General features: G+C 60.2%; 10 protein-coding genes and 2 rRNA genes (1 of these 12 only partly in view). All 12 read left to right on the forward strand.

The window, feature by feature from the left end; all coding sequences use genetic code 11:
• Window positions 1-2,258: ribosomal RNA gene (locus PQV96_RS03230) — 23S ribosomal RNA — on the forward strand (it extends 621 nt beyond the left edge of the window).
• A 140-nt stretch (window positions 2,259-2,398) separates the two neighbouring features.
• A 5S ribosomal RNA gene (gene rrf / locus PQV96_RS03235) occupies window positions 2,399-2,511 on the forward strand.
• A gap of 496 nt (window positions 2,512-3,007) precedes the next feature.
• Window positions 3,008-3,403, forward strand: coding sequence for a MerR family transcriptional regulator (locus PQV96_RS03240; protein ID WP_044396927.1), 396 nt, complete (start codon window positions 3,008-3,010; stop codon window positions 3,401-3,403).
• A gap of 42 nt (window positions 3,404-3,445) precedes the next feature.
• Entirely contained in the window at window positions 3,446-3,907 is a 462-nt protein-coding gene (locus PQV96_RS03245) for a PaaI family thioesterase (RefSeq protein ID WP_066690665.1), read from the forward strand.
• A gap of 29 nt (window positions 3,908-3,936) precedes the next feature.
• Window positions 3,937-5,127, forward strand: coding sequence for an isovaleryl-CoA dehydrogenase (locus PQV96_RS03250; RefSeq protein ID WP_066690655.1), 1,191 nt, complete (start codon window positions 3,937-3,939; stop codon window positions 5,125-5,127).
• Between the two features lie 28 nt (window positions 5,128-5,155).
• On the forward strand, window positions 5,156-5,815 hold the full coding sequence (can, locus tag PQV96_RS03255) for a carbonate dehydratase (protein ID WP_066690647.1): 660 nt from the start codon (window positions 5,156-5,158) through the stop codon (window positions 5,813-5,815).
• 53 nt (window positions 5,816-5,868) lie between these two features.
• Entirely contained in the window at window positions 5,869-7,674 is a 1,806-nt protein-coding gene (aceK, locus tag PQV96_RS03260; RefSeq protein WP_273624541.1) for a bifunctional isocitrate dehydrogenase kinase/phosphatase, read from the forward strand.
• Between the two features lie 50 nt (window positions 7,675-7,724).
• A complete protein-coding gene (locus tag PQV96_RS03265) occupies window positions 7,725-8,918 on the forward strand; it encodes an acetyl-CoA C-acyltransferase (RefSeq protein ID WP_207375282.1) in 1,194 nt (397 codons plus the stop codon).
• A gap of 110 nt (window positions 8,919-9,028) precedes the next feature.
• Window positions 9,029-10,114: a DUF695 domain-containing protein gene (locus PQV96_RS03270; RefSeq protein ID WP_273624542.1), complete on the forward strand. Its 1,086-nt coding sequence runs from the start codon at window positions 9,029-9,031 to the stop codon at window positions 10,112-10,114.
• A 110-nt stretch (window positions 10,115-10,224) separates the two neighbouring features.
• Complete coding sequence (locus PQV96_RS03275) at window positions 10,225-10,893, forward strand: SDR family oxidoreductase (RefSeq protein WP_273624543.1); 669 nt, start codon at window positions 10,225-10,227, stop codon at window positions 10,891-10,893.
• Between the two features lie 38 nt (window positions 10,894-10,931).
• A complete protein-coding gene (locus tag PQV96_RS03280; protein WP_273624544.1) occupies window positions 10,932-12,062 on the forward strand; it encodes an acyl-CoA dehydrogenase family protein in 1,131 nt (376 codons plus the stop codon).
• A gap of 217 nt (window positions 12,063-12,279) precedes the next feature.
• A complete protein-coding gene (locus tag PQV96_RS03285) occupies window positions 12,280-13,068 on the forward strand; it encodes an alpha/beta fold hydrolase (protein ID WP_066694884.1) in 789 nt (262 codons plus the stop codon).
• Window positions 13,069-13,070 lie beyond the last annotated feature (2 nt).

The following is a 13,070-nucleotide window of genomic DNA, read 5'->3' on the forward strand; positions in this document are numbered from 1 at the left end:
AGAAATCGAGTCCGAATAGGGCGAATCAGTCGCTGGGTGTAGACCCGAAACCAAGTGATCTATCCATGGCCAGGATGAAGGTGCCGTAACAGGTACTGGAGGTCCGAACCCACTAGTGTTGCAAAACTAGGGGATGAGCTGTGGATAGGGGTGAAAGGCTAAACAAACTTGGAAATAGCTGGTTCTCTCCGAAAACTATTTAGGTAGTGCCTCAAGTATTACCTGCGGGGGTAGAGCACTGTTTAGGCTAGGGGGTCATGGCGACTTACCAAACCTATGCAAACTCCGAATACCGCAGAGTACAGCTTGGGAGACAGAGCACCGGGTGCTAACGTCCGGACTCAAGAGGGAAACAACCCAGACCGCCAGCTAAGGTCCCTAAAATTGGCTAAGTGGGAAACGAAGTGGGAAGGCTAAAACAGTCAGGATGTTGGCTTAGAAGCAGCCATCATTTAAAGAAAGCGTAATAGCTCACTGATCGAGTCGTCCTGCGCGGAAGATGTAACGGGGCTAAGCCAGTTACCGAAGCTGCGGATGTGCAATTTATTGCACGTGGTAGGAGAGCGTTCTGTAGGCCTGTGAAGGTGTCTGGTAACGGATGCTGGAGGTATCAGAAGTGCGAATGCTGACATGAGTAGCGTTAAAGGGGGTGAAAAGCCCCCTCGCCGTAAGCGCAAGGTTTTCTACGCAACGTTCATCGGCGTAGAGTGAGTCGGCCCCTAAGGCGAGGCAGAGATGCGTAGCTGATGGGAAACAGGTCAATATTCCTGTACCGATCAATAGTGCGATGTGGGGACGGAGAAGGTTAGCTCAGCCAACTGTTGGATATGTTGGTTCAAGCCTGTAGTCGTGCCTGGTAGGCAAATCCGCCGGGCTTAGATGAGGGGTGATAACGAGTCTGCTTGCAGACGAAGTGAGTGATACCCTGCTTCCAGGAAAAGCCACTAAGCTTCAGCTATTGACGACCGTACCGCAAACCGACACTGGTGCGCGAGATGAGTATTCTAAGGCGCTTGAGAGAACTCAGGAGAAGGAACTCGGCAAATTGATACCGTAACTTCGGGAGAAGGTATGCCCCAAGTAGGTGAACTCGTACGGAGGGAGCCCAAAGGGGTTGCAAAAAATCGGTGGCTGCGACTGTTTAATAAAAACACAGCACTCTGCAAACACGAAAGTGGACGTATAGGGTGTGACGCCTGCCCGGTGCTGGAAGATTAAATGATGGGGTGCAAGCTCTTGATTGAAGTCCCAGTAAACGGCGGCCGTAACTATAACGGTCCTAAGGTAGCGAAATTCCTTGTCGGGTAAGTTCCGACCTGCACGAATGGCGTAACGATGGCCACACTGTCTCCTCCTGAGACTCAGCGAAGTTGAAATGTTTGTGATGATGCAATCTCCCCGCGGAAAGACGGAAAGACCCCATGAACCTTTACTGTAGCTTTGTATTGGACTTTGAACAGATCTGTGTAGGATAGGTGGGAGGCTTTGAAGTGAGGACGCTAGTTCTCATGGAGCCAACGTTGAAATACCACCCTGGTGTGTTTGAGGTTCTAACCTAGGTCCATTATCTGGATCGGGGACAGTGCATGGTAGGCAGTTTGACTGGGGCGGTCTCCTCCCAAAGCGTAACGGAGGAGTTCGAAGGTACGCTAGTTACGGTCGGACATCGTGACGATAGTGCAATGGCATAAGCGTGCTTAACTGCGAGACTGACAAGTCGAGCAGATGCGAAAGCAGGACATAGTGATCCGGTGGTTCTGTATGGAAGGGCCATCGCTCAACGGATAAAAGGTACTCTGGGGATAACAGGCTGATACCGCCCAAGAGTTCATATCGACGGCGGTGTTTGGCACCTCGATGTCGGCTCATCTCATCCTGGGGCTGTAGCCGGTCCCAAGGGTATGGCTGTTCGCCATTTAAAGAGGTACGTGAGCTGGGTTTAAAACGTCGTGAGACAGTTTGGTCCCTATCTTCCGTGGGCGCTGCAGATTTGAGGAAGCCTGCTCCTAGTACGAGAGGACCGGAGTGGACACACCTCTGGTGTATCGGTTGTCACGCCAGTGGCATTGCCGAGTAGCTAAGTGTGGAAGAGATAACCGCTGAAAGCATCTAAGCGGGAAACTCGTTTCAAGATGAGATCTGCCGGGGCCTTGAGCCCCCTAAAGAGTCGTTCAAGACCAGGACGTTGATAGGCTGGGTGTGGAAGCGCAGTAATGCGTTAAGCTAACCAGTACTAATTGCTCGTGCGGCTTGACCCTATAACTTTGATAGCCAATGCACTTCAGTGCAAAAGCTCAAAGTCTGTTATGCCAAGTTAGACGCAGTCAAATACAAAAACCTGATTCCAAACTCTATGAATTCGCCGAGCAGTCCCAAGACTGCTTAGCACCAAGTTATGCCTGATGACCATAGCAAGTTGGTACCACTCCTTCCCATCCCGAACAGGACAGTGAAACGACTTTGCGCCGATGATAGTGCGGGTTCCCGTGTGAAAGTAGGTCATCGTCAGGCTCTTACAGCCCAAAACGCCCCTGTGCTCATTCGAGTACAGGGGCGTTTTGCTTTGGGGGCCAAAGAATACAAAGGGTGACACTGCTCGGCAGGTTAACGGGCAGCACAGCCCGTGGTTCATGGCGCTGTGATTGTGCTCGGTGGCTTTGGCACGGCCTACACCTCCAACCTCCTGCCCTCGCTAAACACCACCAGCTCTCCCTTCCCAAATGCCTTCCACGCCTTGCTGGTTAAGGTAAGCGCTATTGGACTGTCGAATCGCTTTGTCGCCTAGGGGGTCCGCTTCCGGATGTCTGTATATCCTTCAGTTCGTGATCTCAGAGCCTCTGTACCCACATGTGCCTCCTCCCCTAGTTTCTCGTCTTCTTCGGTCTGAGCTTTTCCCAAGCTCCGAAGTCGAGGAAGCACAGTACCGTCATTGCTGTACGATTAACGTTGACGTAAAGGTCATAGCGGATTCGGTCTTTTTCGAACTTCCTTTGGGCTTCCCTTTTTCATGGCGACCACATACACAATTGGCGATCTTGCCAAAGAGTTTGATCTGACAACGCGGGCTATTCGCTTCTATGAGGACATGGGGCTGTTACAGCCAGAGCGCACGGGCGCGGGGGGGAGAAATCGTATCTATAGCCCCCGAGATAGAACCCGACTGCGGCTGACGCTGCGCGCCAAGCGCTTGGGCCTCTCCCTGACTGAGGCCAAGGAAATCATTGACCTGTACGACAGCCCGCGAGACACCGGCGTGCAGCTTCGCAAGTTTCTGGATGTATTGACGGTGCACCGCAAGCAGCTGGAAGCGCAGTTGGCCGATCTACAGGCCAACTTGGAAGAGGTGCGAGAGCACGAAAAAGAAGCGCGCACCCTACTGGCAAAGTCAGAAAAGCAAAAATGATCCATAATTGACGTTTACGTAAACGTCAATTTTTGGGGCGCCATGACAGCTAACGCTTTTCAGCCCAAGCATCTCGCATACAAAGCGCGAGTGGAAGAGAGCTTTCGCAAGCAAGGGGTGATGGCAACCTTGGGAGCCTCCCTTCAGTTGGTTGAGCCTGGAGTCGTTGATATCGCTCTTGACTGGGCCGAAGGTCTGACGCAACAACATGGTTTTTTGCATGCAGGGGTTGTTGCCACAGCGCTCGATTCCGCTTGCGGGTACGCCGGCTTGACCTTGATGCCAGAAGACGCTGCCGTCCTCACCATTGAATTCAAAATCAATTTGCTGGCGCCTTCTGCCGGGGAGCGCTTTCGCATGGAGGGACGTGTGCTCAAACCAGGGCGCACGATCACTGTGTGCGAAGGCCGCGCCTTTGCCTTGCAAGGCGAGCAAGAAAAGCTGGTCGCCACGATGGCCTGCACCTTGATGGCGGTATCGGGCCGAGAACAGCTACGCGACTGACAACAATCCATTTTGACAAGGAGACACCCATGAGCCTTCCATCCAACCTTCCTGGCCTCAACTTTCAACTGGGCGAAGACATCGACGCCCTGCGCGATGCTGTGCGTGACTTTGCCCAGTCAGAAATTGCGCCTCGTGCAGCAGAAATTGATCGGACCGACCAGTTTCCTATGGATCTCTGGCGCCGCATGGGTGACTTGGGTGTGCTCGGCATTACCGTACCCGAGCAGTACGGCGGCGCAGCGATGGGCTATCTGGCCCACATGGTGGCTATGGAGGAAATCTCTCGGGCCAGCGCTTCGGTGGGGCTGTCCTATGGTGCTCACAGTAATCTCTGCGTGAACCAGATCAACCGCAACGGCAACGAAGCCCAAAAGCAGAAGTATCTGCCCAAGCTCATCAGCGGTGAGCATGTCGGCGCCTTGGCCATGAGTGAGCCGGGCGCCGGCTCCGACGTGATCAGCATGAAGCTGAAGGCCGAAGACAAGGGTGGCTACTACTTGCTCAACGGCAGCAAGATGTGGATCACCAACGGCCCTGATGCTGACACTTTGGTGGTCTACGCCAAGACGGAGCCTGAATTGGGCGCGCGGGGCGTGACGGCATTCCTCATTGAAAAGGGCATGCCAGGCTTCAGCATTGCGCAAAAGCTCGACAAGCTCGGCATGCGCGGCAGCCACACGGGCGAGCTGGTGTTCAACAACGTGGAAGTCCCAGCGGCCAATGTGCTGGGTGGTGTGAACCAAGGTGCCAAGGTGCTCATGAGCGGCCTTGACTACGAGCGTGCCGTGCTGACCGGCGGGCCTTTGGGCATCATGCAGTCGGTGATGGACAACGTCATCCCCTATATTCACGACCGCAAACAGTTCGGCCAGAGCATTGGTGAATTCCAGCTCATCCAGGGCAAGGTCGCTGACATGTACACCGTGCTGCAAGCCGGACGTTCGTTCGCCTACACCGTGGCCAAGAATCTGGACATGCTAGGCACGGACCATGTTCGCCAAGTGCGCAAGGACTGCGCCAGCGTCATTTTGTGGTGCGCCGAAAAGGCCACCTGGATGGCGGGTGAGGGCGTGCAGATTTTTGGTGGCAACGGCTACATCAACGAGTACCCCCTGGGTCGCCTCTGGCGCGATGCCAAGCTGTACGAGATTGGTGCCGGTACCAGCGAAATCCGCCGCATGCTGATTGGCCGCGAGCTGTTTGCCGAAACCTGCTGACCACCATTGAACCTGACCTGAGGACACCATGCCCACATCCATCGACGACCTGTTTGTACACAACCGCGCCTGGGCGGCTCAGATGGAGCGTGAACGGCCCGGCTTTTTCACCAGCTTGCTGGCGCAGCAAAAGCCGAAGTACATGTGGGTAGGGTGTTCCGACAGCCGGGTGCCAGCCAACCAGATCACCGGGCTGGAACCCGGTGAGGTCTTCGTTCACCGCAACGTGGCCAACGTGGTGGTGCCAACGGATCTGAATTGCCTGTCCACCATTCAATACGCGGTGGATCAACTCAAGGTGGAACACCTGATGGTGGTGGGTCACTACGGCTGCGGCGGTGTACTGGCTGCGCTGGAAGGCATTCGCGTGGGGCTGGCGGACAACTGGATTCGCCACGTGACCGACGTGCGTGATCGCCATCGTGATTTGATCGCCTCGGTGGAGCCGCAATGGCGCCATGATGTGCTGTGCGAACTCAACGCCATCGAACAGGTGGTCAACATCGCGCAGACCACGGTGATGCTGGACGCCTGGGGCCGAGGCCAGAAGGTCACGCTGCACGGTTGGTGCTATGGCCTGAAGGACGGGCTCATCAACAACCTGCACATGACGGTAGACAGCACCGAAGGCCTGGACGCTCTGTACCGCGCGGCCATCGCAGGTGTGGCCGCCACGCGCCGGGGTTAATACACCCGAGCAGGCCCAGGGTTACCCGGCGATCAGCTCCCACCGGCGAAGCCATGTTTCCCCAACGGCTTGACTCACCGCTGGCCTATGCCATTGCCAAGGCGATGATGGACGGTTTTAACCGCCATTACCGCCTGTTCCGCACCGAATCGGCCCGTGCCAAGCACCGTTTTGAAACCGCTGACTGGCTGGGCCAGCAGCGGGCGCAGCGCGAGCGCATCGAGTTTTATGACCTGCGGGTGAAGGAATGCGTGCGGCGGCTGGAGAAGGAGTTTGGCGCAGGCAGCCAGCCCATGGAGGTGTGGCACCAGGCCAAGTTCCACTACATCGGGCTGCTCGTCAACCACCACCAGCCTGAACTGGCAGAGACCTTTTTCAACTCGGTCACCTGCAAGATCCTGCACCGCACGCATTTCCACAACGATTTCATCTTCGTGCGCCCCGCCGTCAGCACCGAGTACATCGAGAACGACGAGCCTGCGGCGAAGCCTACCTTCCGGGCCTATTACCCCACGCGCGAGACGCTGCACCAGACGCTGATCACGATTGTGGAGAACTTCCAGTTGCAGCGCGCGTTTGCCCACCTGGAGCGGGACACCCGCCATGTGCTGGCTGCCGTGCAGGATCGGCTAGCTCTGGATCAGGTCAAGCTGCGCGCCAATTTCCAGATTCAGGTACTCACCAGCCTGTTCTTTCGCAACAAGGGTGCTTACCTGGTGGGCAAGATCATCAACGGCTTTACCGAAGTGCCGTTTGCCCTGCCCATCCTGCACGACCACCAGGGCAAGCTCACCATCGATGCAGCCCTGTTTGGCGAGGAAGACCTGCAGATCCTCTTCAGCTTTGCCCGCGCCTATTTCATGGTGGACATGGAAGTGCCCAGCGCCTATGTGCAGTTTTTGCGCAGCCTCATGCCCCGCAAGCCGCGGGCCGAGATCTACAACGCCCTGGGTCTGGCCAAGCAGGGCAAAACCCTGTTCTACCGCGACTTTTTGCACCACCTCAAGCATTCCAGCGACCAGTTCCGCATTGCGCCGGGCATCAAAGGCATGGTCATGCTGGTGTTTGATCTGCCCAGTTTCCCGTATGTGTTCAAGCTGATCAAGGACTTCTACCCCGCGCAGAAGGACACCACGCGCGAGCAGGTGAAGGCCAAGTACATGCTCGTCAAGCAGCACGACCGGGTGGGACGCATGGCCGACACGCTCGAATACAGCGAAGTCGCCTTCCCGCGCGATCGCTTCAGCGACGAATTGATTGCCGAGATTGAAAAATTTGCCCCCAGCCAGCTCGAAATCAGCGACCGCGATGGTGATGGCCAGACCGAAGTCATCATCAAGCACCTGTACATCGAGCGGCGCATGATCCCGCTCAACATCTACCTGCAAGAGGCGCTGGATGCCGGCCCGGACGATGCCCATGCGCGCCAGCAGATCGAGCGCTGCGTCATCGAATACGGCAACGCCATCAAGGACATGGTGGCCGCCAACATCTTCCCGGGCGACATGCTGTGGAAGAACTTTGGCATCACCCGCCATGGCAAGGTCGTGTTCTACGACTACGACGAGATTGAATACCTCACCGACTGCAACTTCCGCCGCGTGCCCGCGCCCCGCAACGAAGAAGACGAGCTGAGCGGCGAGATTTGGTACACCGTGGGGCCACGCGATGTGTTCCCTGAAACCTTTGGCCCCTTCCTGCTGGGCAGCCCGCAAGTGCGTGATGTGTTCATGCAGCACCACGCAGACCTGCTGGACCCCGCCTTCTGGCAAGAGCACAAAGAGCGCATCCAGGCTGGCCACTTGCTGGATGTGTTTCCGTACCACCAGGAGCGCCGCTTCGTTCACACGCCTGCCTGAGCTACAGGCCGCCTTTTCCCATCACCCCCTTTCAACTCAGGAGACTTTCCATGCCTACACCCCACCAAGACCCCATCGTCATCGTCGGCGCGGCGCGCACCCCCATGGGCGCGTTCCAGGGCGACTTCTCGGACCTCGCTGCGCACGACCTGGGCGGCGCTGCCATCAAGGCCGCCGTGGCGCGCGCCGGCGTGGCCCCTGAGAAGGTAGACGAAGTGCTGTTCGGCAACTGCCTGATGGCAGGCCAGGGCCAGGCGCCTGCACGCCAGGCCGGCTTCAAGGGTGGCCTGCCGCGCAGCACCGGCGCGGTGACGCTGTCCAAGATGTGCGGCGCCGGCATGGAAGCCACCATCCTCGCGCACGACCAGCTCGTGGCCGGTAGCCGTGACGTGATGGTGTCCGGCGGCATGGAGAGCATGACCAACGCGCCCTACCTGCTCAAGAAGGGCCGTGGCGGCTACCGCATGGGCCACGACAAGATCTTCGACCACATGATGCTCGACGGCCTGGAAGACGCTTACGAAGCTGGCCGCTCCATGGGCACCTTTGGCGAAGACTGCGCCGCCAAGTACCAGTTCACCCGCGAACAACAAGATAAATTCGCCATGACGAGCGTCCAGCGTGCGCAAGATGCTATCAATTCGGGAGCATTTAAGGCCGAGATCACCCCCGTCACCTTCAGCACCCGCAAGGGCGAAGTCACGGTGGAGCAGGACGAAGGCCCGCTGAAGATCCGCCTGGACAAGATCCCCACGCTCAAGCCCGCGTTCAAGAAGGACGGCACCATCACCGCCGCCGCCAGCTCCAGCATCAACGACGGCGCTGCTGCTCTGGTGCTGATGCGCCAGTCCACCGCGCAAGAGCTGGGCTGCAAGCCCCTGGCCAAGATCGTCTCCCACGCCACGCATGCGCAAGAGCCTGAGTGGTTCACCACTGCCCCCGTCGGCGCCACACAAAAGGCCCTCAAGAAAGCGGGCTGGTCTGTTCAGGATGTGGACCTGTGGGAAATTAACGAAGCCTTCGCCGTCGTGCCCATGGCCCTGATGGCCGACCTGAAGGTGCCGCACGAGAAGGTGAACGTGAACGGCGGCGCCTGCGCCCTGGGCCACCCCATCGGCGCCAGCGGTGCGCGCATCATCGTCACGCTGCTGCACGCGCTGCAGGCCCGTGGCAAGAAGAAGGGCCTGGCCACGCTGTGCATTGGCGGTGGCGAAGCCACGGCCATGGCCATCGAGCTGGTCTGACGCAGACGGGGTGCCGCAACACCGTTGGCCTGGCCCCGCGGCCAGGTCCGGTGGCGGCACCACCGGCTTCTGAAATACTACGGCTCCTTCATTTTTTACCGGACCCCTGCATGCACCCCGCTTCCCCCGCCATCGCCGCTTTCTGGGCTGACTTTTCCGCGCAGGAGGCTGCACTGCACGCGCAGCCCCTGGTCGAGCGGGTAGAGCAGGCCAACACCCTGCTGGAGGCGCATGTAAAGGGCCTGGCCCTGGAGTTGCAGGGCCACCCGGAGGACGCCGTGGTGGACCTCATCATCACCGCGCACGGCAGCATCGAGCAGTTTCCGCTGCTCACGCAACTGGTGGACGCTGCCCCCAAGCTGCAGCACCACCGCGTGGTGGCCTTTCGCGCCCGCACCGCCGAGCCTGACTTCCCCATTGGCATGGATGGCTTTGAGCTGGCCACCGCCGATGTGCTGGTGGCCCTGCAGCCCGACAACGGCCAGGCCGCGCTGGAACTGCGCTTTGCCCGCGACATCCCCGCTGAATTCGCCGAGCACGCGCGGCACATGACCTTCATCATGCTGGACCATGTGCTGGGCGAATACGACTTCGCCGTGAAAGTGGGCGCGGTGGACTTTGTGGGCGAAGACGACTACGACGCCGATGTGTCGTGGACGCCGCTGAGCCAGCTGCCCCCCGTGTTTGACGCCTTCTGGACCCAGACCCTGGGCCACACCGGCCACTTCCCGCAAGGCGAGCCGCAGTGGGAAGGGCTGGAGCTGGAATTCAACTGCGCCGTGGACGACGAAGGCAACCCCGTGGACGACCCCGAGGGCGATGCCGAAACCGGCGGCAGCGACGAAGGCGTGGTCGCGGTCAACCTGGCTGCCAACGCCGTGGCCATGCGCGCCGATTTGCCCTACGCACTCACGCTCGACCTGGCAGTGCCCGGCAGCGCTGCGTTGGCCGCCGCGCAAAACCTGCAAGAGCAGGCCGCCACCTTGCTGCAACTGCCGCAACTGGGCGTGGCCGCGCTGACCCTGGCGCGCGCAGGCCGCCGCCAGGCGCTGTTCTATGTGAGCGACGAGCAGCTTGCCAAGCAAACGCTGGCCCCGCTGCTGCTGCGCGATGAAGCCGCCACGCTGGAGCTGAAGCTGCGCTACGACCCGGCCTGGACGGGTTACTTTGAGTACGCAGGCTACCTGCTCCACTGAAGGTTCTAGCCTCGCCCTGGCCATGTATATCGGGTGCTTTGCTATTGAAAAAATAGCTTCTGGCGCTTTCTGGGTAAGCGCTAGAGGCCTATTTGATTGAAATATCTGCCATGAAGTCCATCCTCATCATCGGTGCGTCGCGCGGCATTGGGCTGGAGCTGGTGCGCCAGTACACCGAAGACGGCCGCCGCGTCATCGCCACCGTGCGTGGCGACGCGGGGCGCGAGCGCGTGCAGGCCCTGGGCGCTGACGTGCTCACTGTGGACGTGGCCAACCCCGCCAGCGTCAGCGGCCTGGCCTGGCAGCTCGACGGCGAAAAGCTGGACCTGGCGATGTATGTGGCAGGCGTCATCCGCCGCCCGAATGCGCTCACCCCGCCCACACAGCAAGACTTTGATGCTGTCATGCACACCAACGTGCTGGGCGCCATGCAGACCATTCCGCAAGTGGCGCCGCTGGTGGCCGATGCGGGGGGCGTGTTTGCCTTTCTCTCATCGTCCATGTCGCAAATCGGCAGCGTGCCGAACAGCGACGCGTGGCTGTACCGCACCAGCAAGGCGGCGCTGAACATGGCCGTGGCGGCGGCGCAGCACAACTACCCCGGCGCCACGCTGGTCACCATCGACCCCGGCTGGGTGCAGACCGACATGGGCGGCGGCACCGCGCCGCTGACGGTGCAAGACAGCGTGCGTGGCCTGCGCAACACCCTGGTCAGCGTCACACCGGCTGACAAAGGCCGCCTGCTGCACCACGACGGCCGCCGTGCCACGCACTGGTAAGGCCCCTTCATCACGAACAACAACTCTGGAGACAACCCATGCTGCTGACCCAAGACCAGGAAATGATCCGCGACGCGGTGCGCGACTTTGCCCAGACCGAGCTGTGGCCCCATGCTGCGCGCTGGGACAAGGAACACCACTTCCCCAAGGAGGCCCACCAGGGCCTCGCCGCGCTGGGTGCCTACGGCATCTGCGTGCCCGAAGAGTTCGGCGGCGCCAACTTGGACTATGTGACGCTGGCCCTGGTGCTGGAAGAAATCGCGGCCGGTGACGGCGGCACCAGCACCGCCATCAGCGTGACCAACTGCCCGGTCAACGCCATCCTCATGCGCTACGGCAACGCGCAGCAAAAGCGCGACTGGCTCACCCCGCTGGCGCGTGGCGAAATGCTGGGCGCGTTCTGCCTGACCGAGCCGCATGTGGGGTCTGATGCCTCTGCATTGCGCACCACGGCCGTGAAAGAGGGCGACGAATATGTGATCAACGGCGTCAAGCAGTTCATCACCAGCGGCAAGAACGGCCATGTGGCCATCGTCATCGCCGTCACCGACAAGGGCGCGGGCAAGAAGGGCATGAGCGCTTTTCTCGTGCCCACCAGCAACCCTGGCTACGTGGTGGCGCGCCTTGAAGACAAACTGGGCCAGCACAGCAGCGACACTGCGCAGATCAACTTTGACAACTGCCGCATCCCGGCCGAGAACCTGATTGGCGCCGAAGGCGAGGGCTACAAGATCGCCCTGGGCGCGCTCGAAGGCGGCCGCATTGGCATCGCCGCCCAAAGCGTGGGCATGGCGCGCAGTGCGTTCGATGCCGCGCTGGCGTATTCCAAAGACCGCCAGAGCTTCGGCACCGCCATCTTCAACCACCAGGCCGTGGGCTTTCGCCTGGCCGACTGCGCCACGCAGATCGAGGCAGCGCGCCAGCTGATCTGGCACGCCGCCGCGCTGCGTGATGCGGGCAAGCCCTGCCTGAAGGAAGCCGCTATGGCCAAGCTGTTTGCCAGCGAGATGGCCGAGCGCGTGTGCAGCGCAGCCATCCAGACGCTGGGCGGGTATGGCGTGGTCAACGACTTTCCGGTCGAGCGCATCTACCGCGACGTGCGCGTGTGCCAGATCTACGAAGGCACCAGCGACGTGCAGAAGATCATCATCCAGCGCGCGCTGGCCTGATGTTGCTCTTGAGTTGATAGCTGATGGCGCCTTCCAGATAAGGGCTTGCCGCCAATTTCATTCATTTTTTGCCACCGCCGACTGCGGGGTGGTGCGCGTGCCGGCACCTGCGGGCTGACGCCTGGGTGACTCGTGCGCAGCCTTTCGCGGGTTGCGCCGGTTGCAGTGCGGGCGGGCTTGTTCAAGGATGGAGGCCTGTTTTTTTCAGGAGCTCCGCATGCCTTTCGCGCAAGTCAATGGCCAGAAGTTGTATTACGAAGACACGGGCGGAGAAGGCCCGGTCATCGTGTTTTCGCACGGGTTGCTGATGGATGGCAGCATGTTCGCGCCGCAAGTCGAGGCCCTTCGCAGCACATGGCGCTGCATCACCTGGGACGAGCGGGGCCATGGGCAGACGGCCGACCTCGCGCGCTGCGACCCCTTTACTTACTACGATTCCGCCAACGATCTGGCCGCGCTGCTGGCGCACCTGGGCGTGCGCCAGGCCGTGTTGGCGGGCATGTCGCAGGGCGGCTACCTGTCGCTGCGCTGCGCGCTCACCCACCCCGACCTGGTGCGGGCGCTGGTGCTCATCAACACACAGGCCCTGCCGGAGCAGCCGGAAAAGATGGTGGGCCACGAGGTGCTGATGAAAGCCTGGATGGAGAACGGCCTGTCGGACGAGATTGCCGGGGTGGTAGCCCACATCATCCTGGGCGACGGCTGGGCAGGCGCCCCGCAGTGGCAGGCAAAGTGGCGCGGGTTCACCGTGCCCAATCTGATGCAATGCTTTACCACCCTGGCCAGCCGCGACGACATCAGCGACCGCCTGGGCGCCATCACAGTGCCGGCGCTAGTGGTGCATGGCGAACTGGACAACGCCATTGATCTGCAACGCGCTCAGGCCATGGCCGACGGCCTGCCGCGCGCGAGCATGGTGGTGGTGCCCGGCGCCGGGCATGCCAGCAACCTCACGCACCCCGAGCCCGTGAATGCTGCATTGGCGGCGTTTCTCGCCCGCCTGTAAAA

Source organism: Acidovorax temperans, from assembly GCF_028596105.1.
Classification (GTDB): domain Bacteria; phylum Pseudomonadota; class Gammaproteobacteria; order Burkholderiales; family Burkholderiaceae_C; genus Acidovorax; species Acidovorax temperans.

Bases quoted from the DNA above. Each gene is read 5' to 3' on its own strand.
- can (WP_066690647.1), top strand. From the start codon at position 5,156: ATGCCCACATCCATCGACGACCTGTTTGTACACAACCGCGCCTGGGCG.
- aceK (WP_273624541.1), top strand. From the start codon at position 5,869: ATGTTTCCCCAACGGCTTGACTCACCGCTGGCCTATGCCATTGCCAAG.
- PQV96_RS03270 (WP_273624542.1), top strand. From the start codon at position 9,029: ATGCACCCCGCTTCCCCCGCCATCGCCGCTTTCTGGGCTGACTTTTCC.
- PQV96_RS03265 (WP_207375282.1), top strand. From the start codon at position 7,725: ATGCCTACACCCCACCAAGACCCCATCGTCATCGTCGGCGCGGCGCGC.
- PQV96_RS03250 (WP_066690655.1), top strand. From the start codon at position 3,937: ATGAGCCTTCCATCCAACCTTCCTGGCCTCAACTTTCAACTGGGCGAA.
- PQV96_RS03285 (WP_066694884.1), top strand. From the start codon at position 12,280: ATGCCTTTCGCGCAAGTCAATGGCCAGAAGTTGTATTACGAAGACACG.
- PQV96_RS03275 (WP_273624543.1), top strand. From the start codon at position 10,225: ATGAAGTCCATCCTCATCATCGGTGCGTCGCGCGGCATTGGGCTGGAG.
- PQV96_RS03240 (WP_044396927.1), top strand. From the start codon at position 3,008: ATGGCGACCACATACACAATTGGCGATCTTGCCAAAGAGTTTGATCTG.
- PQV96_RS03245 (WP_066690665.1), top strand. From the start codon at position 3,446: ATGACAGCTAACGCTTTTCAGCCCAAGCATCTCGCATACAAAGCGCGA.
- PQV96_RS03280 (WP_273624544.1), top strand. From the start codon at position 10,932: ATGCTGCTGACCCAAGACCAGGAAATGATCCGCGACGCGGTGCGCGAC.